At 70.7% G+C, this 24897-nt stretch carries 25 protein-coding genes and 1 pseudogene; 13 read left to right on the forward strand and 13 right to left on the reverse strand.

Features of this window, described 5'->3' with window-relative positions:
• Positions 1-66 precede the first annotated feature (66 nt).
• Genes ACFSE6_RS04680 through ACFSE6_RS04695 form a run of 4 tightly spaced genes read left to right on the forward strand, consistent with a single transcriptional unit; the run spans position 67 to position 3156 of the window.
• A complete protein-coding gene (locus ACFSE6_RS04680; RefSeq protein WP_388002731.1) occupies positions 67-483 on the forward strand; it encodes a DUF3151 domain-containing protein in 417 nt (138 codons plus the stop codon).
• Entirely contained in the window at positions 480-1757 is a 1278-nt protein-coding gene (gene xseA / locus ACFSE6_RS04685) for an exodeoxyribonuclease VII large subunit (protein WP_388002734.1), read from the forward strand. The genes ACFSE6_RS04680 and xseA overlap by 4 nt, the downstream gene beginning before the upstream one ends.
• Before the next feature lie 5 nt (positions 1758-1762).
• Entirely contained in the window at positions 1763-2026 is a 264-nt protein-coding gene (locus ACFSE6_RS04690; protein ID WP_388002737.1) for an exodeoxyribonuclease VII small subunit, read from the forward strand.
• On the forward strand, positions 2023-3156 hold the full coding sequence (locus ACFSE6_RS04695; RefSeq protein WP_388002740.1) for a carbohydrate kinase family protein: 1134 nt from the start codon (positions 2023-2025) through the stop codon (positions 3154-3156). The genes ACFSE6_RS04690 and ACFSE6_RS04695 overlap by 4 nt, the downstream gene beginning before the upstream one ends.
• Before the next feature lie 120 nt (positions 3157-3276).
• Here ACFSE6_RS04695 and ACFSE6_RS04700 read toward each other — a convergent pair whose 3' ends face one another.
• From ACFSE6_RS04700 to ACFSE6_RS04715, 4 genes are read right to left on the reverse strand one after another with little or no spacing between them, the layout of a single operon-like run.
• Positions 3277-4536 carry an ABC transporter ATP-binding protein gene (locus ACFSE6_RS04700; RefSeq protein ID WP_388002743.1) on the reverse strand — a complete coding sequence of 420 codons (1260 nt, stop codon included), beginning with the start codon at positions 4534-4536 and terminating at the stop codon, positions 3277-3279.
• 36 nt (positions 4537-4572) lie between these two features.
• Positions 4573-5421, reverse strand: coding sequence for a carbohydrate ABC transporter permease (locus ACFSE6_RS04705; RefSeq protein WP_388002746.1), 849 nt, complete (start codon positions 5419-5421; stop codon positions 4573-4575).
• A gap of 3 nt (positions 5422-5424) precedes the next feature.
• Entirely contained in the window at positions 5425-6354 is a 930-nt protein-coding gene (locus ACFSE6_RS04710; protein ID WP_388002749.1) for a carbohydrate ABC transporter permease, read from the reverse strand.
• Positions 6351-7568, reverse strand: coding sequence for an extracellular solute-binding protein (locus tag ACFSE6_RS04715; protein WP_388004018.1), 1218 nt, complete (start codon positions 7566-7568; stop codon positions 6351-6353). The genes ACFSE6_RS04710 and ACFSE6_RS04715 overlap by 4 nt, the downstream gene beginning before the upstream one ends.
• A gap of 188 nt (positions 7569-7756) precedes the next feature.
• Between ACFSE6_RS04715 and ACFSE6_RS04720 the strand changes: the two genes are divergently transcribed.
• Complete coding sequence (locus ACFSE6_RS04720) at positions 7757-8455, forward strand: carbonic anhydrase (RefSeq protein ID WP_388002752.1); 699 nt, start codon at positions 7757-7759, stop codon at positions 8453-8455.
• A gap of 10 nt (positions 8456-8465) precedes the next feature.
• Here the strand turns inward: ACFSE6_RS04720 and ACFSE6_RS04725 are convergent, their stop codons facing one another.
• The 3 genes from ACFSE6_RS04725 to ACFSE6_RS04735 form a co-directional block, all read right to left on the reverse strand.
• Positions 8466-9299 (reverse strand): TSUP family transporter, encoded by an 834-nt coding sequence (locus tag ACFSE6_RS04725; protein ID WP_388002755.1) that lies wholly within the window; start codon positions 9297-9299, stop codon positions 8466-8468.
• Between the two features lie 128 nt (positions 9300-9427).
• The gene (locus tag ACFSE6_RS04730; RefSeq protein ID WP_388004021.1) at positions 9428-10681 is read right to left on the reverse strand and encodes a PhoH family protein; all 1254 of its coding nucleotides are present in this window, start codon (positions 10679-10681) and stop codon (positions 9428-9430) included.
• Positions 10682-11348: 667 nt separating this feature from the next.
• Positions 11349-12110: an isoprenyl transferase gene (locus tag ACFSE6_RS04735; RefSeq protein ID WP_388002758.1), complete on the reverse strand. Its 762-nt coding sequence runs from the start codon at positions 12108-12110 to the stop codon at positions 11349-11351.
• Positions 12111-12271: 161 nt separating this feature from the next.
• Here ACFSE6_RS04735 and trhA point away from each other — a divergent pair, with 161 nt between their 5' ends.
• Complete coding sequence (gene trhA, locus ACFSE6_RS04740) at positions 12272-12964, forward strand: PAQR family membrane homeostasis protein TrhA (protein WP_388002761.1); 693 nt, start codon at positions 12272-12274, stop codon at positions 12962-12964.
• Between the two features lie 206 nt (positions 12965-13170).
• A pseudogene (locus tag ACFSE6_RS04745) lies at positions 13171-14019 on the forward strand (PPK2 family polyphosphate kinase); the annotation flags it as partial.
• Positions 14020-14398: 379 nt separating this feature from the next.
• Here the strand turns inward: ACFSE6_RS04745 and ACFSE6_RS04750 are convergent.
• Both ACFSE6_RS04750 and mca read right to left on the reverse strand, forming a co-directional pair.
• A complete protein-coding gene (locus tag ACFSE6_RS04750; RefSeq protein ID WP_388002767.1) occupies positions 14399-14779 on the reverse strand; it encodes a hypothetical protein in 381 nt (126 codons plus the stop codon).
• On the reverse strand, positions 14776-15633 hold the full coding sequence (mca, locus tag ACFSE6_RS04755) for a mycothiol conjugate amidase Mca (protein ID WP_388004024.1): 858 nt from the start codon (positions 15631-15633) through the stop codon (positions 14776-14778). The genes ACFSE6_RS04750 and mca overlap by 4 nt, the downstream gene beginning before the upstream one ends.
• A 161-nt stretch (positions 15634-15794) precedes the next feature.
• On the opposite strand from mca, the gene ACFSE6_RS04760 reads away from it, so the two are divergent.
• Together ACFSE6_RS04760 and greA are read left to right on the forward strand one after the other, a co-directional pair.
• Positions 15795-16241 carry a DUF4307 domain-containing protein gene (locus ACFSE6_RS04760; protein ID WP_388002770.1) on the forward strand — a complete coding sequence of 149 codons (447 nt, stop codon included), beginning with the start codon at positions 15795-15797 and terminating at the stop codon, positions 16239-16241.
• A gap of 138 nt (positions 16242-16379) precedes the next feature.
• Positions 16380-16865 carry a transcription elongation factor GreA gene (gene greA / locus ACFSE6_RS04765; protein WP_388002773.1) on the forward strand — a complete coding sequence of 162 codons (486 nt, stop codon included), beginning with the start codon at positions 16380-16382 and terminating at the stop codon, positions 16863-16865.
• 101 nt (positions 16866-16966) lie between these two features.
• Here the strand turns inward: greA and ilvA are convergent, their stop codons facing one another.
• The gene (gene ilvA, locus ACFSE6_RS04770) at positions 16967-18178 is read right to left on the reverse strand and encodes a threonine ammonia-lyase (RefSeq protein ID WP_388002776.1); all 1212 of its coding nucleotides are present in this window, start codon (positions 18176-18178) and stop codon (positions 16967-16969) included.
• Positions 18175-19497, reverse strand: a complete 1323-nt coding sequence (locus ACFSE6_RS04775) for an AI-2E family transporter (RefSeq protein ID WP_388002779.1) — start codon at positions 19495-19497, stop codon at positions 18175-18177. The genes ilvA and ACFSE6_RS04775 overlap by 4 nt, the downstream gene beginning before the upstream one ends.
• A 203-nt stretch (positions 19498-19700) precedes the next feature.
• Here ACFSE6_RS04775 and msrA point away from each other — a divergent pair, with 203 nt between their 5' ends.
• Positions 19701-20408: a peptide-methionine (S)-S-oxide reductase MsrA gene (msrA, locus tag ACFSE6_RS04780; protein ID WP_388002782.1), complete on the forward strand. Its 708-nt coding sequence runs from the start codon at positions 19701-19703 to the stop codon at positions 20406-20408.
• A 20-nt stretch (positions 20409-20428) separates the two neighbouring features.
• Here the strand turns inward: msrA and ACFSE6_RS04785 are convergent, their stop codons facing one another.
• On the reverse strand, positions 20429-21184 hold the full coding sequence (locus ACFSE6_RS04785; RefSeq protein WP_388002785.1) for a ParA family protein: 756 nt from the start codon (positions 21182-21184) through the stop codon (positions 20429-20431).
• A gap of 116 nt (positions 21185-21300) precedes the next feature.
• On the opposite strand from ACFSE6_RS04785, the gene ACFSE6_RS04790 reads away from it, so the two are divergent.
• Positions 21301-21705: an FKBP-type peptidyl-prolyl cis-trans isomerase gene (locus tag ACFSE6_RS04790; protein WP_388002788.1), complete on the forward strand. Its 405-nt coding sequence runs from the start codon at positions 21301-21303 to the stop codon at positions 21703-21705.
• Between the two features lie 95 nt (positions 21706-21800).
• On the opposite strand, the gene ACFSE6_RS04795 is transcribed toward ACFSE6_RS04790, so the two are convergent.
• Positions 21801-22733: a Bax inhibitor-1/YccA family protein gene (locus ACFSE6_RS04795; RefSeq protein ID WP_388002791.1), complete on the reverse strand. Its 933-nt coding sequence runs from the start codon at positions 22731-22733 to the stop codon at positions 21801-21803.
• Positions 22734-23024: 291 nt separating this feature from the next.
• Between ACFSE6_RS04795 and ACFSE6_RS04800 the strand changes: the two genes are divergently transcribed.
• Positions 23025-23951: an ABC transporter ATP-binding protein gene (locus ACFSE6_RS04800; protein WP_388002794.1), complete on the forward strand. Its 927-nt coding sequence runs from the start codon at positions 23025-23027 to the stop codon at positions 23949-23951.
• Positions 23948-24817 carry an ABC transporter permease subunit gene (locus ACFSE6_RS04805; protein ID WP_388002797.1) on the forward strand — a complete coding sequence of 290 codons (870 nt, stop codon included), beginning with the start codon at positions 23948-23950 and terminating at the stop codon, positions 24815-24817. Before ACFSE6_RS04800 ends, ACFSE6_RS04805 begins: the two co-directional genes overlap by 4 nt.
• The last annotated feature ends 80 nt before the right edge of the window (positions 24818-24897 follow it).

Here is a 24897-nt window from a genome sequence, read left to right on the forward strand (position 1 = left end):
GTGCGGGGCGCCGGGACGTGCGAGGAGACGTGTCGCGGCGCACAACCCGCGTGGGACCATGCCGTCATGACGCAGAACCTGCTCGAGCCCGACCCGATCCTGCTGCCCGCCGACCTGGACGATCCGGCACGGTCCGGCCTCGAGGCCGGGGCGGACCCGCGCGAGGTCGCCGCGGCGAATCCGGCGGCCTCGTTGCCGTGGGCTCGCCTCGCCCGCCACGCGCTCGACGGCGGTGACCCGGTGGCCGCCTACGCGTTCGCCCGCACCGGCTACCACCGCGGGCTGGACGCCCTGCGCAAGGCCGGCTGGCGCGGGACGGGCCCGGTGCCGGCCTCGCACGTGCCGAACCAGGGGTTCCTCCTCGCCGTGCATGCTCTCGCCCAGGCCGCAGCGGCCATCGGCGAGACCGCGGAGTACGAGCGGTGCCTCACACTCCTCGACGACTGCGACCCGGCCGCCCGCGAGAGGCTCGACCTGGCGTGACCGGCCAGGAGGCGTCGCCGCCCCGCCGGCTGGCCGAGCGCGCCCTGGACACGACGGCGGAGAATCCGTGGCCGCTGCGGCTGCTGTCGTCCAAGATGGCCCAGTACATCGACCGGATGCCTCCGGTATGGGTCGAGGGCCAGGTGGTCCAGCTCAACCGCCGTCCCGGCGCGGGACTGGCATTCCTCACGTTGCGCGACACGGCCGCCGACATGTCGCTGCCGGTCACGGTGCACCCCCGCATCCTCGAGGCGGCGGCCACCCCGCTGGGTGAGGGCGCGCACATCGTCGTCCATGCCAAGCCGACGTTCTGGCCCAAACGCGGCACGCTGCAGCTCGAGGCGGATCAGCTCCGCGCCGTCGGTGTCGGTGAACTGCTCGCGCGCATCGAGCAGCTCAAACGGGTGCTCGCCGCGGAAGGTCTCTTCGACGCCGAACGTAAACGCCCGTTGCCGTTCCTGCCCGCGGCCGTCGGCCTGATCTGCGGGCGCGAGTCGAAGGCCGAACACGACGTCGTCGTGAACGCTCGGTCCCGCTGGCCCGGGCTGACGTTCGAGATCCGGGAGGTGGCGGTCCAGGGCGGGCGTGCCGTCGAGGAGGTCAGCGCCGCGCTCGCCGAGCTGGACGCCGACCCGGGTGTCGACGTGATCGTCGTGGCGCGTGGTGGCGGCGGCGTGGAGGACCTCCTGCCGTTCTCGAACGAGACGATGGTGCGGGCGGCCGCGGCCTGTCGCACCCCGATCGTCTCCGCCATCGGGCACGAGACCGACACTCCGCTGTTCGACCTGGTCGCCGACCACCGCGCGTCCACCCCGACCGACGCCGCCCGCCGGGTGGTCCCCGACGTGGCCGAGCAGCGACGCGGGCTGGCCCAGTGCCGTGACCGTATCCGTCAAGCGATCACCGCCCGGCTACGTGCTGAGCAGGAGACCCTCCGGGCGCTGCGCGACCGGCCGGTCCTGGCCGACCCGCACGCGCTCGTCGAGCGACGTGCCGAGGAGATCACCGCCGCGCGGGTTTCGGCGGGCCGGGCGCTGACGTGGCGGCTGGAACGGGTCGGCGCCGATCTCGAGGGTCACCGCGGTCGCCTGCGCGCCCTCTCCCCCGCCGCCACTCTCGCGCGTGGCTACGCGGTGCTGCGCACGCACGACGGCGACGTCGTCCGCGCACCGGCGGATGCCGAGCCGGGCGAGCAGCTCGAGGCGCTGCTGGCCGGCGGACGCCTCGTGCTCGAGGTCCAGGGCGACCCGGACGCCAGGACGATGGAAGACTGAGACAGGTGAGCAGCGAGACGAGCGTGAACACCTCCGCCGACGACGTCGCCGAGCTGAGTTACGAGCAGGCGCGCGACGAGCTGATCGACATCGTGCGCCGGCTGGAGGCCGGCACGACGTCGTTGGAGGACGCGCTGGCGCTGTGGGAGCGCGGAGAAGCGCTCGCGGCACGCTGCCAGCAGTGGTTGGACGGCGCCCGCGCCCGTCTCGACGCCGCCCGGGGGACCGGCACCGCCGCCGAGGACAGCCAGGAGGACGACGCCCGATGAGCAACATCACGCCCGAAGGACCCGCCGAACCGGAGGGCGCGACGCCGCCGCAACGTCCCGGCAGGCCGCCGGCCGGGGACGGCGGCGAGGTCACCCGCCGCTCGGACAAGGCGCCTGCGGACCGCGACCCGTTCCGCGCCGAACAGGACCCGGAGCTCGACCAGGGGGCGAAGGCACCGACGACGGCGGCCTACGAACCCGACGGCGGCGCACCGGACTCGGCGCTCGTCATCGGCGAGGCACTCATCGACGTCGTCGAGCGCGCCGGCGAGGATCCTGTCGAACACCCAGGTGGCTCCCCCGCCAATGTCGCGGTCGGGCTGGCCCGGCTCGGCCGTGACGTCGAGCTGGTCACCTGGTTCGCCCCCGACGCGCGCGGGGCCACACTCCGCAGCCATCTCGAACGGGAGAACGTCCGCCTCTCCGGCGCGAGCGCACGTGCGCCGCGCACCTCGACGGCGCACGCGACGCTGGACGCCTCGGGGGCGGCGACCTACGTCTTCGACCTCGATTGGTCACCGCCCGTCCAGCAGAGCGAGCGCACGCCGCTCGTGGTCCACACCGGGTCGATCGCGGCCGTCCTGCGGCCGGGCGCGGCCACCGTCACCGAGATGGTGGACCGGTATCGCGAGGACGCGACCGTCACCTACGACCCCAACATCCGGCCGCACGTCATGACCGATCGCGCGGCCACCCGGTCCGCCGTCGAGAAGCTCGTGGCACGGGCCGATCTCGTCAAGGTCTCCGACGAGGACCTGAGGTGGCTCTATCCGGACGAGGACGCGCTCACGGCGGCGCGCCGGTGGCTCGGCACCGGTCCGGCGGCGGTGTGCGTGACGCGCGGCGAGAAGGGGACGTGGGCCGCGACGGCGGGAGGCCTCGAGCTCACGGTTCGCGCGCACCCGGTCGAGGTCGTGGACACCGTGGGTGCGGGCGACTCGTTCATGGCGGCGCTGGTCGATGGGCTCTGGGCCGCGGGGCTGCTCGGCGCAGTGCGCCGAGCAGACCTGCGCTCGGTGACCGAGCCGGTGCTGACCCGGGTGCTCGAGCACGCCGCACACGTGGCCGCCGTCACGGTCTCCCGGCCGGGTGCGAACCCGCCCACCCGCTCGGAACTGACCCTCGGCTGACCTCGGCCGGTTCCTCGAGCCGGGTGCGGTTGAGGTGGACGGGGTGTTGAGGTGGACGGGCCGGCGGACCACCCACGTCTCGCCGAACCGCGGACCGTTCCGTCACCGGTGTGGTGCCTCTCAACCGGCCGCTGCCTGCTCCTCACGTTCGGCCCGCTGCCGGGCCCGCTCCATCGCGCGTCGGCGCTGCTCGCGCGCCTGCTCCTCGAGCTCATCCGCCCGCGCCGGGTCACGAGTGAGGTTCTCCCCCGAACTCGGATCGAAGATGTACAGCGAGGACCGGTCGAACGACAGCTCGGCCACATCCCCCTCGCGCACGGACGAGAGGGCATCCAGGGCGATGACCATCTGGGTGCGCATCCCCTCCCCGTCGAGCTCCCGGTCCAGCTCGTCGAGCTGGTCCTTCACGGCCTCGTGGGTCTGGAACGGCACGTAGGCGTAGAGCACCTCGCCCATCCACTCGGTGACGTCGACGTCGGCATCGAAACGCACCTCGCGCTGACCGCCGGTGTCGCTCTCGGCGAACGCGTCCGGCCGGATCCCGACGATGACCAGATCCCGGTCCCCGATCGCCCGGCGCAGGTGCTCGTCGATCGGTACGTCCACCATCGGCAGCGAGAGCGTGTCGCCGGAGACCTCACCGGGCACGAAGTTCATCGGCGGGGAGCCGATGAACCCGGCGACGAAGAGGTTGACCGGCTGGTCGTAGAGCCCGCGAGGGCTGGCGACCTGCTGCAGCTCGCCCCGCCGCAGCACCGCCACACGGTCACCGAGCGTCATCGCCTCGGTCTGGTCGTGCGTGACGTAGACCGTCGTCGTGCCGAGCGAACGCTGCAACCGCGCGATCTCCGTGCGCATCTGACCGCGCAGCTTGGCGTCGAGGTTGGACAGCGGCTCGTCGAAGAGGAACGCCTGGGCCTCCCGCACGATCGCTCGGCCCATCGCAACGCGCTGGCGTTGGCCCCCGGAGAGGTTGGCGGGCTTGCGGTCCAGGTGTTCGTTCAGTTCGAGCAGCCCCGCGGCCCGACGCACCTTGCGGTCGATCTCGTCCTCGGAGAACTGCCCGCGCTGCAGCCGCAACGGGAAGGCGATGTTCTCGTAGACGCTCAGGTGCGGGTAGAGGGCGTAGTTCTGGAACACCATCGCCAGGTCGCGGTCCCGCGGAGCCTTGTCGTTGACCACGGCGTCGCCGATGCGCAGCTCGCCGTCGGTGATGTCCTCCAGGCCGACGATCATCCGCAGGATCGTCGACTTCCCGCACCCGGACGGGCCGACCAGGATGACGAACTCGCCGTCGGCGATGTCCAGGTCCACCCCCTTCACGGCGGTGAACCCGTCCGGGTACGTCTTGACGATGTTCTCCAGCGTGATCGATGCCATGGAGCCTCCTTTACCGGTGGTCTCGGCGGCCGCGGGTCATCCCTTGACCGCGCCCTGGGTCAGGCCGGAGACGATCCGGCGTTGGAAGAGCAGCACGATGACCACCACCGGCACGGTGACGACGACGGCGGCCGCGGAGATGGCCCCGGTCGGTTCCTCGAACTGCGAGGCCCCGGTGAAGAACGCCAGCGCGGCCGGGACGGGTCGGGCCGCCGAGGTGGAGGTCAGCGAGATGCCGTAGACGAAGTCGTTCCAGGCGATGAAGAAGGCGATGATCGCCGTCGTGAACACGCCGGGCGCGGCGAGCGGCACGACCGCCTTGCGGAACGCCTGCCAGGTGGTGGCGCCGTCGACCTGCGCCGCCTGCTCGAGTTCCCACGGGATCTGGCGGAAGAACGCCGCCAGCGTCCAGATCGAGATCGGCAGGGTCAGCGAGAGGTAGGGGATGATCAGGCCGAGCCAGGTGTCGTACAGACCGATGGACCGCCACAGGTTGAACAGCGGCGTGACGATCGAGATGACGGGGAAGACCGACACGGCCAGCGCCGTCGTCAGGATGAGCCGTTTGCCGGTGAAGTCCAGGCGGGCGATCGCGTAGGCCGCGAAGGTGGACAGCACGACGGCGACGACCGTGGCGATGACGGTGATGCCGATCGAGTTGCGCAGCGCGGGCAGGAACAGGTCCTGGGCGCTGCCGCCCGGCGCGAGGATCGCCGTGTAGTTCTCCAGCGTCCACTCCGGCGGCAGGAAGGTGCCCTCGAACAGCCCCGCCTGCGTCTTCAGCGACGTCATGAGGATCGAGGCGACCGGCGCCAGCGACCACAGCAGCACGGCCGCGGCGATGAGGACCCAGGCCAGCTTCTGCTTGGCGGTCAGTCCACCCATGGCTCACTCCCCCCTCGCGCCGGCGAGATCGACCTTGAAGCCCTTGATGGCGATGAAGCTGATCAGCAGGACGCAGATGAACAGCAGCACGGAGATGGTCGAGCCGAGCCCCAGCTCGAGCCGGCTGATCGAGGTGTCGTACGCCAGTAGGGAGAGGACCTGGGTGTCGTTGGCGCCGCCGGTCATGATGAACACGTTGTCGAAGATGCGGAACGCCTCCAGGGCCCGGAAGAGCACGGCGACCATGATCGCCGCCTTCATGTTCGGCAGGATCACCTTGCGCAGCACCTGCCAGCCGGTGGCCCCGTCCACCCGGGCCGCCTCCTCCAGATCACCGGGGACCTGAGCCAGTCCGGAGAGGAGCAGCAGGGAGATGAACGGCGTCGTCTTCCACACCTCCGAGGCGATGATGACGAACAACGAGGTGCCCTGGGACGCGAACCAGTTCAGGTCCTCGGTGATCCCCGGCAGCCACGAGAACCAGTTGTTGATGAATCCGCCGGAGTTGATGTCGAAGGCGTAGAACCAGGCGAAGGCGGAGACGACGGTGATGATGCCGTAGGGCACGAGGATCGCCGTGCGCAGCCAGCCGCGCAGCGCCCGCACGGCGCGGTGCATCACCATGGCGAGGGCGAACCCGAGGACCAGCTCGATCGCCACCGTGACCACCGTGATGAACAGCGTCACGCCGAGCGACTGCAGGAACACCGGGTCGGTGAGGACCACGGCGTAGTTCCCGAGGCCGACCAGTTCCCGATCGTCGGGCGCGGTGAGCCGGTAGTTGAACAGCGAGTCGTAGGTGGCCTGCAGGATCGGGTACAGCGTGACGGCGAGCATGACGACGAATGCCGGCCCGGCCAGCATCCAACCGAGTCGCTGCTCGGAACGGGTGCGGGCGGAACCGCGGCGCTTGGTCGTGGCGGTCGCGCTCATAGCAGCCTCTCCCCCCGGAGCACGGCGGTGATGAGGTCGGTCGCCCGGGCCGGGCTGTTCTCGTCGACGGCGGCCGGCGGGTGCCAGGTCTCCTGCAGTCCGAGGGAGACCTCGTTGTAGCGCGGCGTCTGGGGTCGTGGTACGGCCTGCTCCAGCGACTCGCGGATCGTGTCTGCCATCGGGTAGAGCTCCTGAACCTCCGGGTCCTCGTAGGCCTGCTCGGCCGAGGGTGGGTTGCCGTTGGTGGTGAAGTACCAAGCCTGGTTCTGTGGCTGCACGATGCACTCGACGGCCTGGTACGCGAGGTCCTGGTGCTCGCTGAACGCGCCGACGCCGAGGTTGATGCCCCCCACCGGTGGCGCGGCCTCGGTGGAGGCGTCCACCCGCGGGTACATCGCCCAGCCGACGTCCTCGAGCAGATCCGGGTTGGCGTCGCCGATCGCGGCCCAGATGAAGGGCCAGTTGACCATGAACGAGCCGCGCTCGCCCTGGAACAGATTCATCGAAGCGTTCTCGTCGGCCGTCGGCAGGCCCGGGCCGCCCAGGCCCTCGCGCCCGATGCGACCGATGACGTCGGCCGCCGCCCGGCCCGCGTCGGAGTCGAGCCCGAGCTCGATCTCGTCGGCCGGCGCCTCCGGGTCCGGGATGATCTCCCCGCCGGAGGAGGCCACGAGCGCGTTGATCCAGACCGTCAGGGACTCGGCGTTGGTGCCCTGCACCCCGAGCAGCTTGTCCTGCTCGGACGCGACCTCCATCAGCTGGTCCCAGGTGACCGGCTCGCTCATGTCGAGCCCGGCCTCCTCGACCACGGACTCGCGGTACCACAGCAGCTGGGTGTTCGCCCAGAACGGGACGGCCACCAGCTCGCCGTCCCAGGTGGCGCTGTCCACGGCCCCCTGGACCACGCCGTCGGTGCGCTGCAGGTCCTCGGGGACCGGGGCGAGGAATCCGGGCTCGGCGAGCTCGGGGATGTAGGGCGGGTCGAGGCTCATGATGTCGATCGAGGAGTCCTGCGCGGCGAGCCGGCGGGCGAGCTGCTCGCGCTGGGAGTCCGCATCACGCGGGAGGAGCGAGGTCTCGATCCGGTAGGCGCCGTCGGCCTCCTCGGTGCATCGCCGGGCGAGCTCGGCCTGCCCGCCGTCGTCGGGGTTGATGTACCAGGTGAGCACCGGCGGCCCGGACTCCCCGGCACACGCTGCCAGCGTCGCTCCCATCGCGAGCGCAAGTCCCGTGGCGGCGATCCGTCGTCGCACGTGAACCTCCCCCCAGTCGGACGGCTCTGCCCGCAGCCGTTGCGGTTGGGGCCAGAAAACACCCGATCGGCGGTATCCGCATCCTCGCCACGCGGGCGAAGGCCACGAGACGTCTCGGGCAGCCCGCGGCTCTGGGGCAAGATGGGGCCGTGAGTTCCACAGTTCCCGTTCCCGAAACCACCCCCACTCCGGCCGAGGCGTGGCAGCGGCTGCGCGAGGGCAACGCGCGGTTCGTCGCCGACGCGATGGAGCATCCGTCCCAGGGGGCGGATCGCCGAGCCGCCGTCGCCGAGCAGCAGGCTCCGTGGGCGGTGCTGCTGGGTTGCTCGGACTCCCGGGTGGCCGCGGAGATCATCTTCGACCAGGGCCTGGGTGACCTGTTCGTGGTGCGCACCGCCGGGCACGTGCTCGATGCCTCCGTGCTCGGCTCCGTCGAGTTCGGTGTGGGAGTGCTCGGGGCTCCGCTGGTGGTGGTGCTGGGCCACGACCGCTGCGGTGCCGTGGGTGCGGCCGCGCAGGCGCTGCTCACCGGGACCATGCCGACCGGATTCGTGCGGTCCGTGGTGGACCGCGTCATCCCCTCGCTGCTGACCCGCGCGGAGCTCGGTGGTGCGCCGGACGAACAGGTCGGCGCGGGACGGTCCGACCGCAAGCTGACGCTGCCGGACGAGGACACGCTGCGGCGCAACCACGTCCGCTCCACCGTGCAGATGCTGCGCGACTACTCCGGCGTGATCGGCGAGGCCGTCGACGCGGGCCGGCTCGGCATCGTCGGGGTGGAGTACGACCTCGCCGACGGTACCGCGCACCTGGTGGACAGCCTCGGGCCGGTGACGGACGAGGCGTGAGGCGCGTCGGTCAGCCGAGCACGAGGTAGACCGCCGAGACGGCGGTGAGCACGAGAACGATCCGGTCGAAGACGCTGAACCTCAGCCGCCGGGCGATCCCACGGCCGACCCCCGCACCGACGACCACCCCGGGGATCAGGACGAGGTCCAACATCAGGGTGCTGGGGTCGATGAGACCGAGTCCGGCGGCAAAGGGGGTCTTGGCGAGGTTGACCGTGAAGAAGAACCACGCAGCCGTGCCGAGGAAGCGGTTCACCGAGGTGCTGGCGGCGAGGAAGTAGAGCGACATCACGGGCCCGGCGGCATTGGCCACCATGGTGGTGAAGCCGCCGAGCGTGCCGTAGGTCACGGTGGCGGCCCGCCGGGGGCCGCGTGCCTGCGGCTCCGTCGAGTCGCCGTGTGTCGAGTCGCCGTGGGTCGGCGTATCGCGCTGCGGCGGTCGGCTGCGGGCTTCGTGCGCCGGCGACTCGCGCCGTGCCTGGCGCCGCCGCTGGAGGAGTGTCACGGCGAGGAGCGCCAGCAGCAGCACGCCGATGGTCCGCCGGACGCCGGAGTCGTCGGCGAGGGCGAGGAAGACCGTGCCGATGACCACGCCGGCCAACACCGGAGGGACCAGGCGTTTGAGGGTGCTCAGGTCGGCGTGCGTGCGGTAGATGCGCAGCGCAAAGAGGTCCCCGACGATGAGCAGCACCAGAAGGGCGCCGACCGAGGTCCGGGCGGGCAAGGCGGTCGCGAACAGTGCCACGGCCAAGGTACCGGCGCCGGGTAGCGCCGTCTTCGAGATCCCGACGAGTACCGCCCCGACGGCGAGGAGAATCCAGGCTGATCCGGCGAGCTCGGGCACGGACCGAGCATGGCATCCCCGCCGCCGGGTGCGGCGACTGCGTCAGATGGTGGCGGCCGAGGGTGTCGTTCGATACAGCATCAGACGGCGTGCGACACCACGTCGGGCAGCGTGCGACACCACGCCCGTCAGGGGGTGCCGCCTTCGAGCATGTCGGTGACGAGGGCGGCGACGGCGGACCGCTCGGACCTGGTGAGGGTGACGTGTGCGAACAGGTCCTTGCCCTTCAGCGCCTCGACCACGGCCGCGACGCCGTCGTGCCGGCCGACGCGGAGGTTGTCCCGCTGGGCGATGTCGTGGGTGAGCACGACCTTGGAGTTCTGCCCGATCCGGGACAGCACCGTCAGCAGGACGTTCCGCTCGAGCGACTGCCCCTCGTCGACGATCACCCACGCGTCGTGCAGCGAACGGCCGCGGATGTGGGTCAGCGGGAGCACCTCGAGCATGCCGCGGCCGAGGACCTCGTCCAGCACCTCGGGGGCGACCAGGGCGCCGAGCGTGTCGTAGACGGCCTCGGACCAGGGGTTCATCTTCTCGTTCTGGTCGCCGGGCAGGTAGCCGAGCTCCTGGCCGCCGACGGCGTACAGCGGCCGGAAGACGATGACCTTCCGGTGCTCTCGCCGTTCCAGGACCGCCTCGAGGCCGGCGCACAGCGCCAGTGCCGACTTTCCGGTGCCTGCGCGCCCGCCGAGGGAGACGATGCCGATGTCGGGGTTCATCAGGTGGTCGATGGCGATGCGCTGCTCGGCGCTGCGGCCGCGCACACCGAAGACCTCGCGGTCCCCGCGGATGAGACGGACAGTGCCGTCCGCGGCGACGCGGCCGAGTGCCGAGCCGCCGGGTGAGTGGATGACGACGCCGGTGTTGACCGCCGTCGTCGCGAGTTCGCCTGGGGTGGTCATGTCTGCGACGGTCAGCGAGCCGGCGTCCCACAGCGCGCTCATCTCCGAGTCGGTGACCTCCGCCGTCGTCATGCCGGTGTAGCCGGAGTCGACGATCTGCTGGGCCCGGTACTCCTCGGCGTGCAGGCCGACTGCCGAGGCCTTGACCCGCATCGGCAGGTCCTTGGAGACGACGGTGACGTCGTTGCCTTCGGCGGCGAGGTTCGCGGCCACGGCGAGGATGCGCGTGTCGTTGTCGCCGAGGCGCAGTCCGGAGGGCAGCACCTGGTCGTTGGAGTGGTTGAGCTCGACACGGACGGTGCCGCCGTCGTCGCCGACCGCGACGGGTTCGTCGAGCTTGCCGTTCTTCACGCGCAGGTCGTCGAGGAGCCGTAGTGCGCTGCGGGCGAAGTACCCGAGCTCGCTGTGGTGGCGCTTGGCCTCGAGCTCGGTGATGACGACGACCGGGATGACCACGTCGTGCTCGGCGAACCGGAGCATCGCTTTCGGATCCGAGAGGAGCACGGAGGTGTCCAGGACGTAGGTCCGCAGCGCGGTCCCCGTCGGTTCCGCGACGCCGAACTGGGCGGCGAAGTCGACGTCGCCGGTGCCGGCGGCGGCCGCAACGGTGGCGGTCTGCGGGGCGCTGATGGTGGGTTCGGTGCTCACGAGGGCTCCCTCCGGCGCACGGGGCGCCGTCTCAGCTCGGCCTGCTGGCCACGCGCCAAGCGCGCGACTGCCCGGGCGGGGTGGTGGGGGCGGTCGGCCGGCCCTGGAGAGACCGGCGGCCCCTCCCGTGGGCAGCGAACTGCTGCATGGGCTGAACCTCCCGGAGGGCGGCGGGTGTGCCGCCCGTCACAGCTGACGCTACGACTGTGGAGGCACCGTCCGAGTACGACACGCCCGACGCCGGGTGGAATGACACCGACCGCTCAAGTCACCGCAACACGCTGTTCACATCGGCCCCGCGGATCACGCGTGGAACACCAGCAGCGTGCGTGCCACGCAGGGCTCCGCGGTGGACGCCCGGGTGGTGCCCGAACGAGCATGTGGCGCCCAACCGTGCGCCCGAACGCTCGCCCGAATACCACTACGGCCGGCCGCCACCACGACCGCCGGACGGCGCCACCGGCCGCGGCGCCCGCGAGCGCCCACGAGCCGCGCAGCACTACCGGCCTAGGCGGCGCTCGCGCTGCGCGTAGCTGCGCAGCGCGCGAAGGAAGTCGACCTTGCGGAAGTCCGGCCAGAACGCCTCGCAGAAGTAGTACTCCGAGTGCACGGACTGCCAGAGCAGGAACCCGCCGATCCGCTGCTCCCCGGAGGCACGGATGACGAGATCTGGGTCCGGCTGGCCCTTGGTGTAGAGGTGATCGGCGATGTCACCAACACTGAGGGTCTCGGCGACCGACTCCAGGGACTCCCCGGCCGCGGCACGCTCACGCAGCAGCGAGCGCACGGCATCGGCGATCTCGTCCCGTCCGCCGTAGCCGATCGCCACGTTGACCTGCATACCGCGGACACCGTCGGTACGAGCGACGGCGGTCCGCAGCCGCTCGGCCACGGCCTGGGGCAACAGATCCGATGATCCGACGAAGGTCAAGCGCCAGCGACCCGTCTCGGCGAGGGTCTCGACGGCCGCGGCGATGATGTCGAGGAGATCGTTGACCTCCTCGGGGGCCCGGTGGAGGTTGTCCGTGGACAGCATCCACATGGTGACGACCTCGACGCCGACCTCCTCGGACCACTCGAGCAGATCGGTGATCTTGTCGGCGCCACGGCGGTGCCCGTGGGCCGGCGGCATCCCCACGGCCCGGGCCCAGCGACGGTTCCCGTCGAGGATGACGCCCACGTGGCGTGGCATGCGCGAGGTGTCGAGACCGGCGAGCAGGCGCCGCTCGTAGAGCTGATACAGCAGGTCCGGCTCGCGCATGGACGCGAGGCTACAGCGACAGACGTCACGGCGGGTGAACCCAGCGACGAACGACTACCTACGCTACCGTAGGTAGTCTGCCCGTACCGGTGCCTGTCCGCAGAGCCGCAGCGGCGTCCGACGACCCGGAAGGCACCATGCACTCCTCCCCGAGAGCCACGATGACCACGAACGACCCGGACCGTGAGGCCCCGCCGGCAGCGACCGGCCTGACGGCCGCACTCGTCAAGCCGCTCATGCGCGGCTGGATCCACCTGGCGACCACGCCGCTCGCCCTCGTCGCCGGGCTCGTCCTCGTCGCAGCCTCGCCCACGCTGGCCGGCCGGCTGTCCGCGGCCGTGTTCGCCCTGGCTGCCGTCGTGCTCTTCGGCACCTCGGCCGTCTACCACCGCGGGAGCTGGTCGCCGCGCTGGGCGGGCGTCCTGCGCCGGGCGGACCACTCCAACATCTTCCTGCTCATCGCCGGAACCTACACACCGCTGTCCGTGCTGCTGCTGGACCGCTCGACGGCCACCTGGTTGCTGGTCATCGTGTGGTCCGGGGCGGCGCTCGGCATCGTCAGCCGCCTCGTCTGGCTCAGCGCCCCACGGTGGGTCTACGTCCCGATCTACGTGGCGCTCGGCTGGGTGGCGGTGTGGTTCCTTCCCGCGTTCGGCCGGTCCGGCGGCGGGCTGATCGTGGCACTCGTGATGCTCGGCGGCCTCGCCTACACGCTGGGAGCGATCGCCTACGGCACCAAGTGGCCCAACCCCAGCCCCCGGTGGTTCGGTTTCCACGAGATCTTCCACGTCGGAACCGTCGTCGGCTGGAGTTGCCACTACGCCGCGGTGTCCGTCGCCGCTTATACCGCCTGACGGCGCTACCGCCTGACGGGGAGCTGCCGGCCCCTTCCTGCCGGGCAGCTGGCGCCGTCACCCGGGCGGCCACGGCAAGCAGAACGCCGATCGCACCCGCTGCTGCCGCATCCGATGCTGGCGCGCGCCATGGTGCCGCGCGGTCCGGCCAGCTAGCCGCTGACGGCCCGCTAGGCTCGCCGGACGAACGAGACGGAAGGGTGACGATGGCGAAGAAGCAGGCCAAGCGGTGGACCGCGCCTCCGGCGGAGCTCCTCCGACCCGGGGACGACTTCGACCTCGCGACGATGGACCGGGCGGCCACCCCGGGGTGGGACGGCGGTAAGAAGGCGGCCAAGGCGTTCCTCGAGGAGCGCGGCGAGCTCCTCTCGGAGCTGCAGGAGCGCCTCTTCGCCCACGGCCGCACCGGTGGCAGCCGGGCGGTGCTGCTCGTGGTCCAGGGGCTCGACACCGCCGGCAAGGGCGGCATCGTCCGGCACGTCATCGGCATGGTCGACCCGCAGGGCGTCGCGCTGCGGGCGTTCGGGGTGCCCACGGAGGAGGAACGCCGTCATCACTATCTATGGCGGGTGCGCCGCTCGTTGCCCACGGCGGGAATGATCGGCGTCTTCGACCGCTCGCACTACGAGGACGTGCTCGTGCCACGCGTCGAGACCGGCGAGGACATCGACGTGCAGCGGCGGTACGACGAGATCAACCGCTTCGAGCGGCAGGTGGCCCTCGGCGGGACCACCATCGTCAAGGTGGCGCTCATGCCGTCCTACGAGGAGCAGGGCCTGCGGCTCATGGAGCGACTCGACCGGCCGGACAAGTGGTGGAAGTGGAATCCGGGCGACGTCGACACGCGCCGCAAGTGGGACGCCTACCAGGAGGCGTACGCCGACCTGCTCACGCACACGCACACCGACGCCGCTCCGTGGCACGTGGTGCCGGCGGACCGCAAGTGGTACGCACGACTGGCCGTGACTGAACTCCTCACCCAGGCGTTGGTCGACCTCGACCTGTCCTGGCCACGGCCGCGCTGGCGGGTGGAGACCCAGAAGCGGCGACTGGCGGCCACGATGAGCGAAGCCTCATTGGCTGAAGCCGAGCAGGTGGCACGGGAGAAGGCGGACCGGCACCGGGCGAACGAGCAGGCCTACGAGGCCGCGGTCACCCGCATCGACGACGGCGTCCCGAGCCCGTCCCTGACCGCACGTGCGGAGGGGGCCAGCGGCAAAGGCATGGCCGCACGTCCGGCCGAGCCCACGAACGGCCAGAGCCGCAAGTCCGACAAGAAGGGTGCCCGGACCACGAGGGACAGCACCAAGAAGGCCGGCAAGAAGAACGCCGGCAAGAACAACGTCGCCAAGAAGAAGAACGTGGGCAAGAAGAAGGCTGCCAAGAAGTAGGTCGACGACGCCCTCTCCTCGGGGTCACCTCACGCGCGCGCCGTCAGGGCGTGGCGGCACTGCCCGACCGCGGGCCGGAGCCCTCGCGCGCGCCGTCGTCGGCCTGGTCCACCGCCGACCCGCGGCCCGTGCCGCCGTCGCCTTCCATCAGGTCCTCGGCCGGAGCAGCCTCGCCGGACCGCACCGGCCCACCCGAGCCGGCCTGCCCGGCACGCGCCTCGTCCTCGCGCCGGCGCAGCTCGGCATTGTGCTCGACCCGCCGCATGTGCTTGACCAGCGAGCGGAACAACGGGATCAGGGCGACGGCGAGCAGGAAGAAGCCGAAGATGAACCCCATGATCCCCGGGGTGACCTCCCACGGCTGGATGTCACCGACCTCCGAGCCCGGTGAGGGACTCTCGGCCAGGAGGACGGCGGCCCTCATCGGTGGGCACCGTCCAGGCCGGCCGGCACGACGCCGGCGAAGAGATCGTCCTCGATCTCGTCCGAGACAGGCACCCGCGACCGTGCCAGCTCGAATTCCTCCCACGGCCAGACCTCGGCCTCGATGTCCCGCGGCACCATGAAGAAGAATCCGTCGGGATCGATCTGGGTGGCGTGGGCGCGCAGTGCGTCGTCCCGCTGCGGGAAGTAGTCGGAGACGGTGACCCGCGCGGTGGGGCGCCGGGGCGGACGGTCACCGCGCCGCTCCAGCCACTCGGCGAACGGCGAGACCAGTCCGCGGTCGGTCATCGCCTCGTGAATGGTGGTGATGCGCTCCACCGAGAACGAGACGTCGTAGTAGAGCTTCTGCACCGTCCAGGGCTCCCCCGCCTCCGGATCCGCAGCCGCCTCGTACGCCGCGACGGCGATCTTGTGGGACATGATGTGGTCCGGGTGGGGGTAGCCGCCGGTCTCGTCGTAGCAGGTCATCACGTGCGGACGGAAGTCACGGATCTGGCGTACCAACGCACCGACCGTGACCTCCTCGGGCTGCAGCGCGAAGCACCCCTCCGGCAGCGGCGGCAGGGGATCGCCCTCAGGCAGCCCGGAGTCGACGAACCCGAGCCAGACCTGCTCGATGCCGAGCGCCGACGCGGCGGCCGCCATCTCCCGACGGCGGTAGCCCGGCATGTCGCGCAGGATCTCCGGGTCGTCGGCGAGCTTGGGGTTGAGGATGTCACCCCGTTCGCCACCGGTACAGGTGACCACCTGGACGCGGTGTCCCTCGGCGGCGTAGCGCGCCATGGTGGCGGCGCCCTTGCTCGACTCGTCGTCGGGGTGTGCGTGGACGGCCATGAGCCTGGGCGTCTCGTCGGTCACGTTTGTCCTCCAGATCGGCGCTCGCGCCAGCGCCACCGTTCGTCCTCAGGGACAATGATCTCGCATCCGGGCCACGGGCTGCCACGTCCGCCCACGGCCCGACACACCACATCGGAACCACGACCAGGAGCCCTACCGTGACCGTGCCGGCCGGCGAGCAGCAGCCCCGCGACCGGGTGAGGTCCACCGTCGATCCCGCGATCATGGCCGCGCGCTACGCGGGCACGGCCACGAGCCGCCGCACGATCGTGCTCGCCGCGCTCGCGGCCGGCGTGCTGCTGGCGGCCGGCATCGCCGTCCAGGCCGCGAACCTGTGGCGACCGGCGGTGATGTGGGACGACCTGGGCTTCACCGTGCAGGACGAGACGACCACCACCGTGCGGTTCTCGGTGCGCACCGAGCCCGGGAGCACCGTCAGTTGCTCTCTGGTGGCGGTCAACACCACCTACGCCCAGGTGGGTTACCGGGAGGTCGAGCTCGGCCCGGTTCCGAAGCAGACCACCGCCTACGAGATGGACGTGACGACCACCGAGCTCGCCACGAGCGGTTCGGTCGACGAGTGCCGCATTCTGCGGGCAGGCTGACGGCCCCGCTGATACACTGGATGCTTCGCAGGACACCCCGGGCGGCGCACGAGCCGCAGAATGGCGGGGTTCCAGCAGGTCTCATGCCTCGGTCGCACACCTGTGGGCCGGGGCATCGAACGTATGTGGAGGGAAGCCGTGACCCAGACCAGCACCACCTGGCTGACGCAGGAGTCTTACGACCGACTCAAGGGCGAACTCGACCATTTGACGACCGAGGGCCGTCAGGAGATCGCCGCGCGGATCGACGCCGCCCGCCAGGAGGGCGATCTGAAGGAGAACGGCGGTTACCACGCGGCCCGCGAGGAGCAGGCCAAGCAGGAGGCTCGCATCCTTCAGCTCACCGAGCTGCTGCGTAACGCGCACGTCGGCGAGGCACCGCCGGACGACGGGGTTGTCGAGTCCGGCATGGTCGTGACCGCCGAGATCGCCGGCAAGGAGCGCACCTTCCTGCTGGGTTCGCGCGAGGCCGCTGCCGACGTCGACCTCGATGTCTATTCGGAGTCGTCGCCGCTGGGCTCGGCCCTGGTGGGCAAGAAGGCCGGTGAGACGGCCAGCTACGAGACGCCGAACGGCCAGGAGATCAAGGTGAAGATCAAGGACGTCAAGCCCTATCAGGGCTGACTCCCGGTCTTCTCCCCCACGCACGAAGGCCGCCGCGCGATGTCGCGGCGGCCTTCGTGTATCCGGGGCACGCGCGCACTCGGGCACCGTCACGGGAGGCGTCAGTACGCGAGAATCCGGTAGCCGTTGTCCCGCAGACGGGTCATCACGGCCTCACAGTGCTCTGGTCCGCGGGTCTCGAGTGCGACGGTGACGTCGACCTCGTCGACGGCAAGACCGCTCGAGATGCGCTGGTGGGTGATGTCGACGACGTTCGCACCGGCGTCGGCGAGTTCGGCCAGCAGACCGACGAGGCTGCCCGGAGTGTCCTTGATCATTACCCGTGCCTGCAGATAGCGCCCGACGGCGGTCATGCCGTGCCGGATGATCTGCAGCAGCACGAGCGGATCGACGTTCCCGCCGGTCAGCAGCACCACGATGGGCCCGCTGAACGCCCCCGGATCGGCCAGCACCGCGGCGACGCCGGCGGCGCCGGACGGCTCGACGACCAGCTTCGAACGCTCCGCCAGATGCAGCACCGCCCGCGAGATGAGGTTCTCCGTCACGGTCCGGACCTCGGTGACATGCTCCTGGATGAGCCGGAACGGCACGTCACCGGGCCGCCCCACGGCGATGCCGTCCGCCATCGTGCGCATGTCGTCGAGCGGCACCGGCTGCCCCTGCGCCAGCGACGCCGGGAAGGACGCGGCAGCGGCCGCCTGGACGCCGACCACCTCGACGTGCGGGGCGAGGCTGTGCACAGCGGCCGCGACACCGGCGAGCAGGCCGCCTCCGCCCGTGGGCACGAGGATGGTGCGCACGTCGGGTACCTGCTCGAGGATCTCGAGGCCGATGGTGCCCTGACCGGCGACGATGTCGGGGTGGTCGAAGGGGTGGATGAACACGCGGCCGCTCGAGGTGGCGTCCGCCGTCGCCGTCGCGAGCGCCTCGTCGACGCTGGTGCCGGTGAGAACCACCTCGGCGCCGTAGCGCTGCGTGGCCTCGACCTTCGGCAGCGCCGCGTCCGCCGGCATGAAGATCCGCGCGGAGATGCCGAGCCGCCGCGCCGCGAGGGCGACGCCCTGGGCATGGTTGCCGGCCGAGGCGGCGACGACGCCGCGGGCCTTCTCCTCCTCGCTCAGGCGACTCAGTCGCAGGTAGGCGCCGCGTAGCTTGAACGATCCGGTGTCCTGGAGGTTCTCGGCCTTGAGGTGGACCGAGGTGTGCAGCCGGTCGCTGAGCGCGGCCGAGCGCACCATCGGCGTCCGGGCCGCGACGCCGGTGAGGGTCTGCGCCGCCTCGGCGAACGTCCCGTGGTCGAACGTGTCGGTCATGCCTTGCCGCGTCCGGGGCGCTTCCCACCGGAGTCCGCTGGCTGCTCCGAGGTGTCCGCGCCGTCGACGGCGGGGGCCTGGGTCTCCACCGCGACGACGTCCTCGCGGGCGTAGGCCTGTGGTGGCCCGCCGGACCGCCCGGGTCGGTCGGCCAGGTGCGGGTACTTGTCCCGTCCGTAGAGGTAGAGCATCACGGTGTTGACCGTCGCGACGACGGGGACCGCGAACAGCGCGCCGAGCAGGCCGGCGATGCCCGTTCCCGCCGTCACGGCGAGGACGATCGCCAGCGGGTGCAGTGCCAGCGCGTTGCCCTGCAGCCAGGGCTGGAGCACGTTGCCCTCGAGCTGCTGCACGAGGATCACGATGCCGAGCATGATCAGACCGGTGACCAGGCCTTGGTCCACCACCGCCACCGCGACGGCGACGATGCCGGAGACGACCGCACCGATGATGGGGATGAACGAGAACAGGAAGACGAGGATCGCGATCGGCAGAACCAACGGCACACCCAGGATGGCCGCACCCACGCCGATGCCGACGGCGTCGACGAAGGCGACGAGGATCTGGGTGCGCGTGTAGCCGCCCAGGGTCGTCCAGCCACGGATGCCGGCCTCGTTGATCCGGTCCCGGGCGGGTTCCGGCGCCAGGCGGACGAACCAGTGCCAGATCTTCCGGCCGTCCTTGAGGAAGAAGAACAGGCAGAAGACCATGAGGATGGCACCGGTGGCCACGGACGCCGCCGAGCTGGTCGCCCCGAGGACGCCACTGACGAGCGCGTCCGAGTTCGCGCTGATCTGCTGATTCGCCTGAGAGATCCAGTCCTGGATCTGTTGCTGGTCGACTCCGTACGGGCCGGTGGCGAGCCAGTCGAGCACGCTGTCGACGGCTTCGCGCACGCGATCGGCCAGGGCCCCGAAGCCTTCGATGATCGAGCGTCCGGCGAGCACCAGCAGCGTCGAGACCAGTCCGGCGAGCAGGACGATCGAGATCGCAGCCGCCAGCGCGCGGGGGAATCGCAGCACGCGCCGCATCCATCCGGCGACCGGTTCGAGCAGCACGGCGACGAGCAGGGCGATGAGCACCGCGGAGACGATGGTCTGGAAGGTGATGACCAGGTACACCACGAGGGCTAGGGCCGCCGCGACGACGAGCATGCGCCAGGACCATCCGGCGGCGACGATCAACGTCCGCGGCACACCGTTGATGAGGTTCCGGTCCGTCGTCGTCCCGGGAATCGGGCGCTCGATCTCGGTTCGAGGCTCGGCGGGTGGGCGATTGCGGTCACGGCGACCGCGACGCTTCCTGCTTGTCTCGGACATCTCCCCCGCAACCTTTGGCGATCCTCAACGAAATCCACCGTGGCGGACCGGCGCCACCCGCCCAGGGTACGGCTACCTGCGATGATTGCCAGGCGACGGGCCGCGCGAGCGCCGAGCCGGAACAGCTGCTCCGGCCACAGCGTTGCACCCGGGAGAGACGAGGCGCGGCATCGCGGCTCACGTGCCGCGCGAAGGAGGGACCGATGTTCGGACTGGGACCGAAGACGACGATGGTCACGCGCGAGGACGCACTGCCGGGACGGGAGACCAGCGCCTTCCCGGTGCCACGGACGCACGAGGTCCTCGGCACGCCGCTGCAAGGCCCCTGGCCGGAGGGATCGCAGGTCCTGTACGTGGCCATGGGCTGCTTCTGGGGTGCCGAGCGCATCTTCTGGCGGCAGGAGGGTGTCATCTCGACGGCGGCCGGCTACCTCGGCGGGTACACCCCGTTCCCCACCTACGAGGAGGTCTGCACCGGCCTCACGGGCCACACGGAAGGCGTGCAGGTGGTCTACGACCCCGCGGTGACCTCACCGGAGCTGCTGCTGAAGGCGTTCTGGGAGAACCACGACCCGACGACGCCGAACCGGCAGGGCAACGACATCGGCACGCAGTACCGCTCCGGCGTCTACTGGACGACCGCGGAACAGGAGGAGGCCGCAAGCGCCACCCGGGACGCCTTCCAGGAGGTCCTCACCGAGCACGGGCACGGCACGATCTCGACCGAGCTGCTCCCGTTCCCGGGCGAGTTCTACTACGCCGAGGACTACCACCAGCAGTACCTGCACAAGAACCCTGGCGGCTACTGCAACCACGGACCCAACGGCATGACCTGCCCTGTGGGGCTGCTGCGTCAGGACCAGGTGCCCGCGCAGACGTCGGTGGAGGCACCGGCCGGCCGCGAGAACTGAGCCGGCCGCTGCGCGCGGAGTCAGGTTCGGCGGCTGGCCAGCTGCCACAGGTGGGTGTAGACCTGCGCCGCCTCGTGCCGCGGGGCGAACGTGGCCACCGGTGCGCGCTCGTCGCCCATTCGTTCGACCACCACGGTCGCCGGGACGATGACCTCGACGATCTCCGCCTCCTGGGCCGGCAGCTCCTCCACCGCCCGGCGGTGGGTGGCCTTGCGGCGGTCGACCATCGACAGGAACGCGAACACCGGCGCCGGTTTGGCCGAGTCCGCGACGAGTTCGCGGACCTGGTCCAGGGAGCGCAGGGACAACGCCGCCGGTGGCAGCGGGGTGACGACGACGTCGGCGGCCCGGACGGCGTTCTCGGCGACGAGTGAGGCCCCGGGCGGGCAGTCCAGAATGACGGTGTCGTACGTGCCGGCGGCGTCCTTGAGGACCTTCTCCACCCGGCGCCGCGAGCCTTTGGCGGCGTCGAGGCTGAGTTCGAGCTCGCGGTAGGAATCGTCCGCAGGGAGCACGTCGAACCGGTGCGCCGCCACGGCACCGTTGCCGAACGAGGCACGGCGGACCACGTCGGAGATGGTCGTCCGGCCGCGGACGAGCTTGGCGACGCCGCCCTTCAACTTGGGCTTGACGCCGGTCAGGTACGTGGCGGCGCCCTGCGCGTCGAGGTCCCAGAGGAGAACGTCGCCGGATCTGGCCGCTTCCCACGCCAGGTTGACCGCTGCTGAGGTCTTCCCGGCCCCGCCCTTGGTGGAGTACACCGCCACGATCTTCATACCGCACACCCTACGGATCAGCGCCCGTCGCGAAAGCCCCGCTCGCGTCGCAACCGGACGACCGACGTAGGGTGGGGCGGCGCCCGGCGCCGGCCGGGCACGATCGAGAGGACCCCATGATCCCCAAGCTTCCGACCGCGACCGGTAGCTTCGGTGAGAAGCCGGAGCTGACCTTCCCCGACGCCGACGCGCCCGAGGGCCTGCAGGTCCAGGTGCTCGAGCAGGGCTCGGGCGAGACCGTCAACCCCGGTGACACCGTCGTCGTGAACTACCTCGGGCAGACCTGGGGCGGGCGAGTGTTCGACAACTCCTACGACCGCGGGGACACCCTGAACTTCCCGGTCGGGATGGGCGCCGTCATCGGCGGCTTCGACGACGGCCTTACCGGCCAGCAGATCGGTTCACGGATCCTGCTGTCCGTCCCGCCCGAGCACGGCTACGGCCCGCGTGGCGTGCCGCAGGCCGGGATCTCCGGCACCGACACCCTCGTCTTCGTTGTCGACATCGTCGGGGTGCAGTGACGGCGCACCCCGAGTAGAGCGTTGCTCACCGGAGGACAACATGACGACGGCGGCCACCGAGGTGGCCGCCGTCGTCAGGTCGTGGTCGGATCCTGTCAGTCGCTGCCACGCAGGATGGCGAGCAGGCGCAGGAACTCGATGTACAGCCACACCAGGGTGACGGCGAGCCCGAACGCCGCCGACCAGGCGTAGCGGGCGGGTGCCCCGCCCTCGACACCGCGCTTGATCGAGTCGAAGTCCATGATCAGCATGAGCGCGGCGAGGCCGACGGCGAAGACACCGAGGAGCACGCCGAGTGGGATGCCCATGATCTCTACCCCGGTGCGCAGGCCCCACGGGTCGGTCGAGACACCGGTAATCATCAGCACGAGGTTGACCAGCGAGAACAACGCGTAGCCGACGACGGCGATGAGCACCCAGCGAGTGAACTTCGGGGTGACGCGCACGGCCCCGGACTTGAAGAGGAACAACGAGACGGCGAAGACCGACATGGTGCCGATCACGGCCTGCAGCACGATGCCCTCGTACGCCGTGTTGAACACGGCAGAGATGCCGCCGAGGAACAGGCCCTCGGCCGCCGCGTAGCCCATGATCAGTGCCGGGGACGGCTCACGCTTGAAGGCGTTGACCAGACCAAGCACGAGGCCGACGATCAGTCCGCCGAAGGTCAGCACCATGTTGGCACCGAAGAGGAACCAGTTCGCGGCGGCGGCGAGGACGATGACGCCGAGGACCATGCCGGTCTTCATGATGACGTCGTCGTAGGTCATGCGGCCGGTATCGGCGGGGGCGGCCGGCGGCGCCTGGTACGCGCGCTCGAGGTCCTCGACCGAGGCGCCCTGGCCGTAGCCCTGCTGGGGCTGGGCGTACGGCTGCTGTGTGGCGTACTGGCCGCCGTAGGGCTGCTGCGGCGACGCGGTCTGTGTGCCCTGTCCGGGCGTGTAACCCGGGTAGGCGGGGTAGCCGTTGGGCGTCCGACCGGCCTTCTCGCCGAAGATCGGACTTCTCTCGAACACGGGGTTGCTCACTGTGCCTCCTGGTCGCGGCGACCGGATCCTGCGGACCCGGGGAAGTCGCTGGCCTGTCCCTCCATGGTACGGGTCCGCACCCACCGGCGCCGGTGGTTGCTGCTACCCCGCTCAACGCCGCACGATCGTCCGGTGTTCCCACCCCACCGTCCGGTCGGGACCGGCCTCCTCCTTTCGGCGGAGGAACGGGCCACAGATCATCCCGACGGACGATCCGCGCCGGCCCTGCCGGGCCTACGGTAGTGCTGCAGGTTCCGCCTGAACCCCGCACCCCGAACACGGAGTCCGCCAATGATCGAGGCGCACGACCTCACCAAGCGCTACGGCCCCAAGACGGCCGTCGACAGCATCAGCTTCACGGTCGAACCCGGCACGGTCACCGGCTTCCTGGGGCCGAACGGCGCCGGCAAGTCGACGACCATGCGCATGATCGTCGGCCTCGACCGGCCGACGTCCGGCACCGTCACCGTCAACGGCAAGCCCTACGCGCAGCACCACTCGCCGCTCGGCGAGGTCGGCGCGCTGCTCGAGGCCAAGGCCGCGCACAAGGGCCGCACCGCCCGCTCGCACCTGCGCTCCCTCGCCGCCACCCACGGCATCCCGACGAAGCGGGTGGATGAGGTCATCGAGATGACCGGCCTGAAGGATGTGGCCAAGAAGCGGGTCGGCGGCTTCTCCCTCGGGATGGGCCAGCGGCTCGGCATCGCCTCCGCCATGCTCGGCGACCCCAAGACACTCATCCTCGACGAGCCGGTCAACGGCCTCGATCCCGAGGGCGTGCAGTGGGTCCGCCAGCTCGTGAAGTACCTGGCGAGCGAGGGCCGGACCGTCTTCCTCTCCTCCCACCTGATGAGCGAGATGTCGCTCACCGCGGACAGGCTCCTGGTCATCGGGCGCGGGCGCATCATCACCGCCGGGCCGGTTCAGGAGGTCATCGAGTCCGTCTCCCAGGCCACCGTGCGCGTCCGGTCCCCGCAGCTGACCGAGTTGACGGCGCAGCTCGAGCACGGCGGCGCCTCCGTCACGCTCGCCGAGGACGGCTCGGCCCTCGTGGCGGGCATGCCACCTGAGCAGGTCGGCGAGACCGCCGCGGCTCACGGGCTCGTGCTGCACGAACTCTCCTCCCAGCGCGCCAGCCTGGAGGAGGCCTACATGACGCTGACTCAGGACGAGGTCGAGTACCGGTCCGAGACGACTCTCCAGGAGGCTCACTCATGACCGCGGCTACCGCCACCGACGCCCCGAGCGGGCGTCACGCCCCGGCCGTGCACGCACGGCTGAGTTTCTTCGGCGTGCTCAAGGCGGAGTGGATCAAGCTGCTCTCGCTGCGATCGACCTGGTGGACGTTGGCCATCACCGTCGTCGTGATGGTCCTGTTCGGCCTGCTCCAGGCGTCCTCGATCCAATTCATGATGGAGGACGAGCAGCTCGCCGCCATTGCCTCGAACATGCATGGCGCCGAGGTCGCCACCTCCGGGTACTTCTTCGCCGTCGTCACCGTCGCGGTGCTCGGTGCGCTGATGTTCACCGGTGAGTACTCGACGGGCATGATCCGCTCCACGTTGGCCGCCGTTCCCACCCGGCTCCCGGTGATGGCCGCGAAGGCCATCGCGATCGTCGTCGTCTCGGTCCTCACCAGCGCTGTCGGCATCGCCGGGGCGCACGTGGCGACCATCCCGATGCTCAACGAGTACGACCTCGTACCGGCGCTGGACGACGAGACCACCTGGCAGATCTACGGCGGAACGGCGTTCTTCTTCGTCGCCGTGGCCCTGTTCGCGCTCGGCCTGGGCGCCCTGCTGCGCAGCACCGCCGGCGCCATCACCGCTGTGCTCGGCATCATGATCCTGCTACCGATGGTTCTCAGCTTCTTCAATCAGGACTGGGTCCAGGACATCGCCGCCTTCCTGCCGCTCAACGCCGCGGGCGCCTTCCTCTCCCCCTCCGGCGCCGCGGACGCCGGCACGGCGGCCATGGACGCCGGGATCGACCTCACCGCCTGGGAGGGAGTGGGCGTCGTCGGGGCGTGGACCGTCCTGTCGCTGATTCTCGGGTCGATCGTGCTCCGGCGCCGCGACGCCTGAGTCCGGTCGACCGGGCCTCCGGCTCAGGCGTCCCCATCCGGGTTCAAGAACCCCACAACGACGAATCGTCCGCCTCCCGG

This window comes from Georgenia deserti (assembly GCF_042680605.1).
Classification (GTDB): domain Bacteria; phylum Actinomycetota; class Actinomycetes; order Actinomycetales; family Actinomycetaceae; genus Allobogoriella; species Allobogoriella deserti.

Bases quoted from the DNA above. Each gene is read 5' to 3' on its own strand.
- ACFSE6_RS04680 (WP_388002731.1), top strand. From the start codon at position 67: ATGACGCAGAACCTGCTCGAGCCCGACCCGATCCTGCTGCCCGCCGAC.
- ACFSE6_RS04695 (WP_388002740.1), top strand. From the start codon at position 2,023: ATGAGCAACATCACGCCCGAAGGACCCGCCGAACCGGAGGGCGCGACG.
- ACFSE6_RS04700 (WP_388002743.1), bottom strand. From the start codon at position 4,536: ATGGCATCGATCACGCTGGAGAACATCGTCAAGACGTACCCGGACGGG.
- ACFSE6_RS04705 (WP_388002746.1), bottom strand. From the start codon at position 5,421: ATGGGTGGACTGACCGCCAAGCAGAAGCTGGCCTGGGTCCTCATCGCC.
- ACFSE6_RS04710 (WP_388002749.1), bottom strand. From the start codon at position 6,354: ATGAGCGCGACCGCCACGACCAAGCGCCGCGGTTCCGCCCGCACCCGT.
- ACFSE6_RS04715 (WP_388004018.1), bottom strand. From the start codon at position 7,568: ATGGGAGCGACGCTGGCAGCGTGTGCCGGGGAGTCCGGGCCGCCGGTG.
- ACFSE6_RS04730 (WP_388004021.1), bottom strand. From the start codon at position 10,681: ATGCTCCGGTTCGCCGAGCACGACGTGGTCATCCCGGTCGTCGTCATC.
- ACFSE6_RS04735 (WP_388002758.1), bottom strand. From the start codon at position 12,110: ATGCGCGAGCCGGACCTGCTGTATCAGCTCTACGAGCGGCGCCTGCTC.
- trhA (WP_388002761.1), top strand. From the start codon at position 12,272: ATGACCACGAACGACCCGGACCGTGAGGCCCCGCCGGCAGCGACCGGC.
- ACFSE6_RS04750 (WP_388002767.1), bottom strand. From the start codon at position 14,779: ATGAGGGCCGCCGTCCTCCTGGCCGAGAGTCCCTCACCGGGCTCGGAG.
- mca (WP_388004024.1), bottom strand. From the start codon at position 15,633: ATGGCCGTCCACGCACACCCCGACGACGAGTCGAGCAAGGGCGCCGCC.
- ilvA (WP_388002776.1), bottom strand. From the start codon at position 18,178: ATGACCGACACGTTCGACCACGGGACGTTCGCCGAGGCGGCGCAGACC.
- ACFSE6_RS04775 (WP_388002779.1), bottom strand. From the start codon at position 19,497: ATGTCCGAGACAAGCAGGAAGCGTCGCGGTCGCCGTGACCGCAATCGC.
- msrA (WP_388002782.1), top strand. From the start codon at position 19,701: ATGTTCGGACTGGGACCGAAGACGACGATGGTCACGCGCGAGGACGCA.
- ACFSE6_RS04785 (WP_388002785.1), bottom strand. From the start codon at position 21,184: ATGAAGATCGTGGCGGTGTACTCCACCAAGGGCGGGGCCGGGAAGACC.
- ACFSE6_RS04790 (WP_388002788.1), top strand. From the start codon at position 21,301: ATGATCCCCAAGCTTCCGACCGCGACCGGTAGCTTCGGTGAGAAGCCG.
- ACFSE6_RS04800 (WP_388002794.1), top strand. From the start codon at position 23,025: ATGATCGAGGCGCACGACCTCACCAAGCGCTACGGCCCCAAGACGGCC.
- ACFSE6_RS04805 (WP_388002797.1), top strand. From the start codon at position 23,948: ATGACCGCGGCTACCGCCACCGACGCCCCGAGCGGGCGTCACGCCCCG.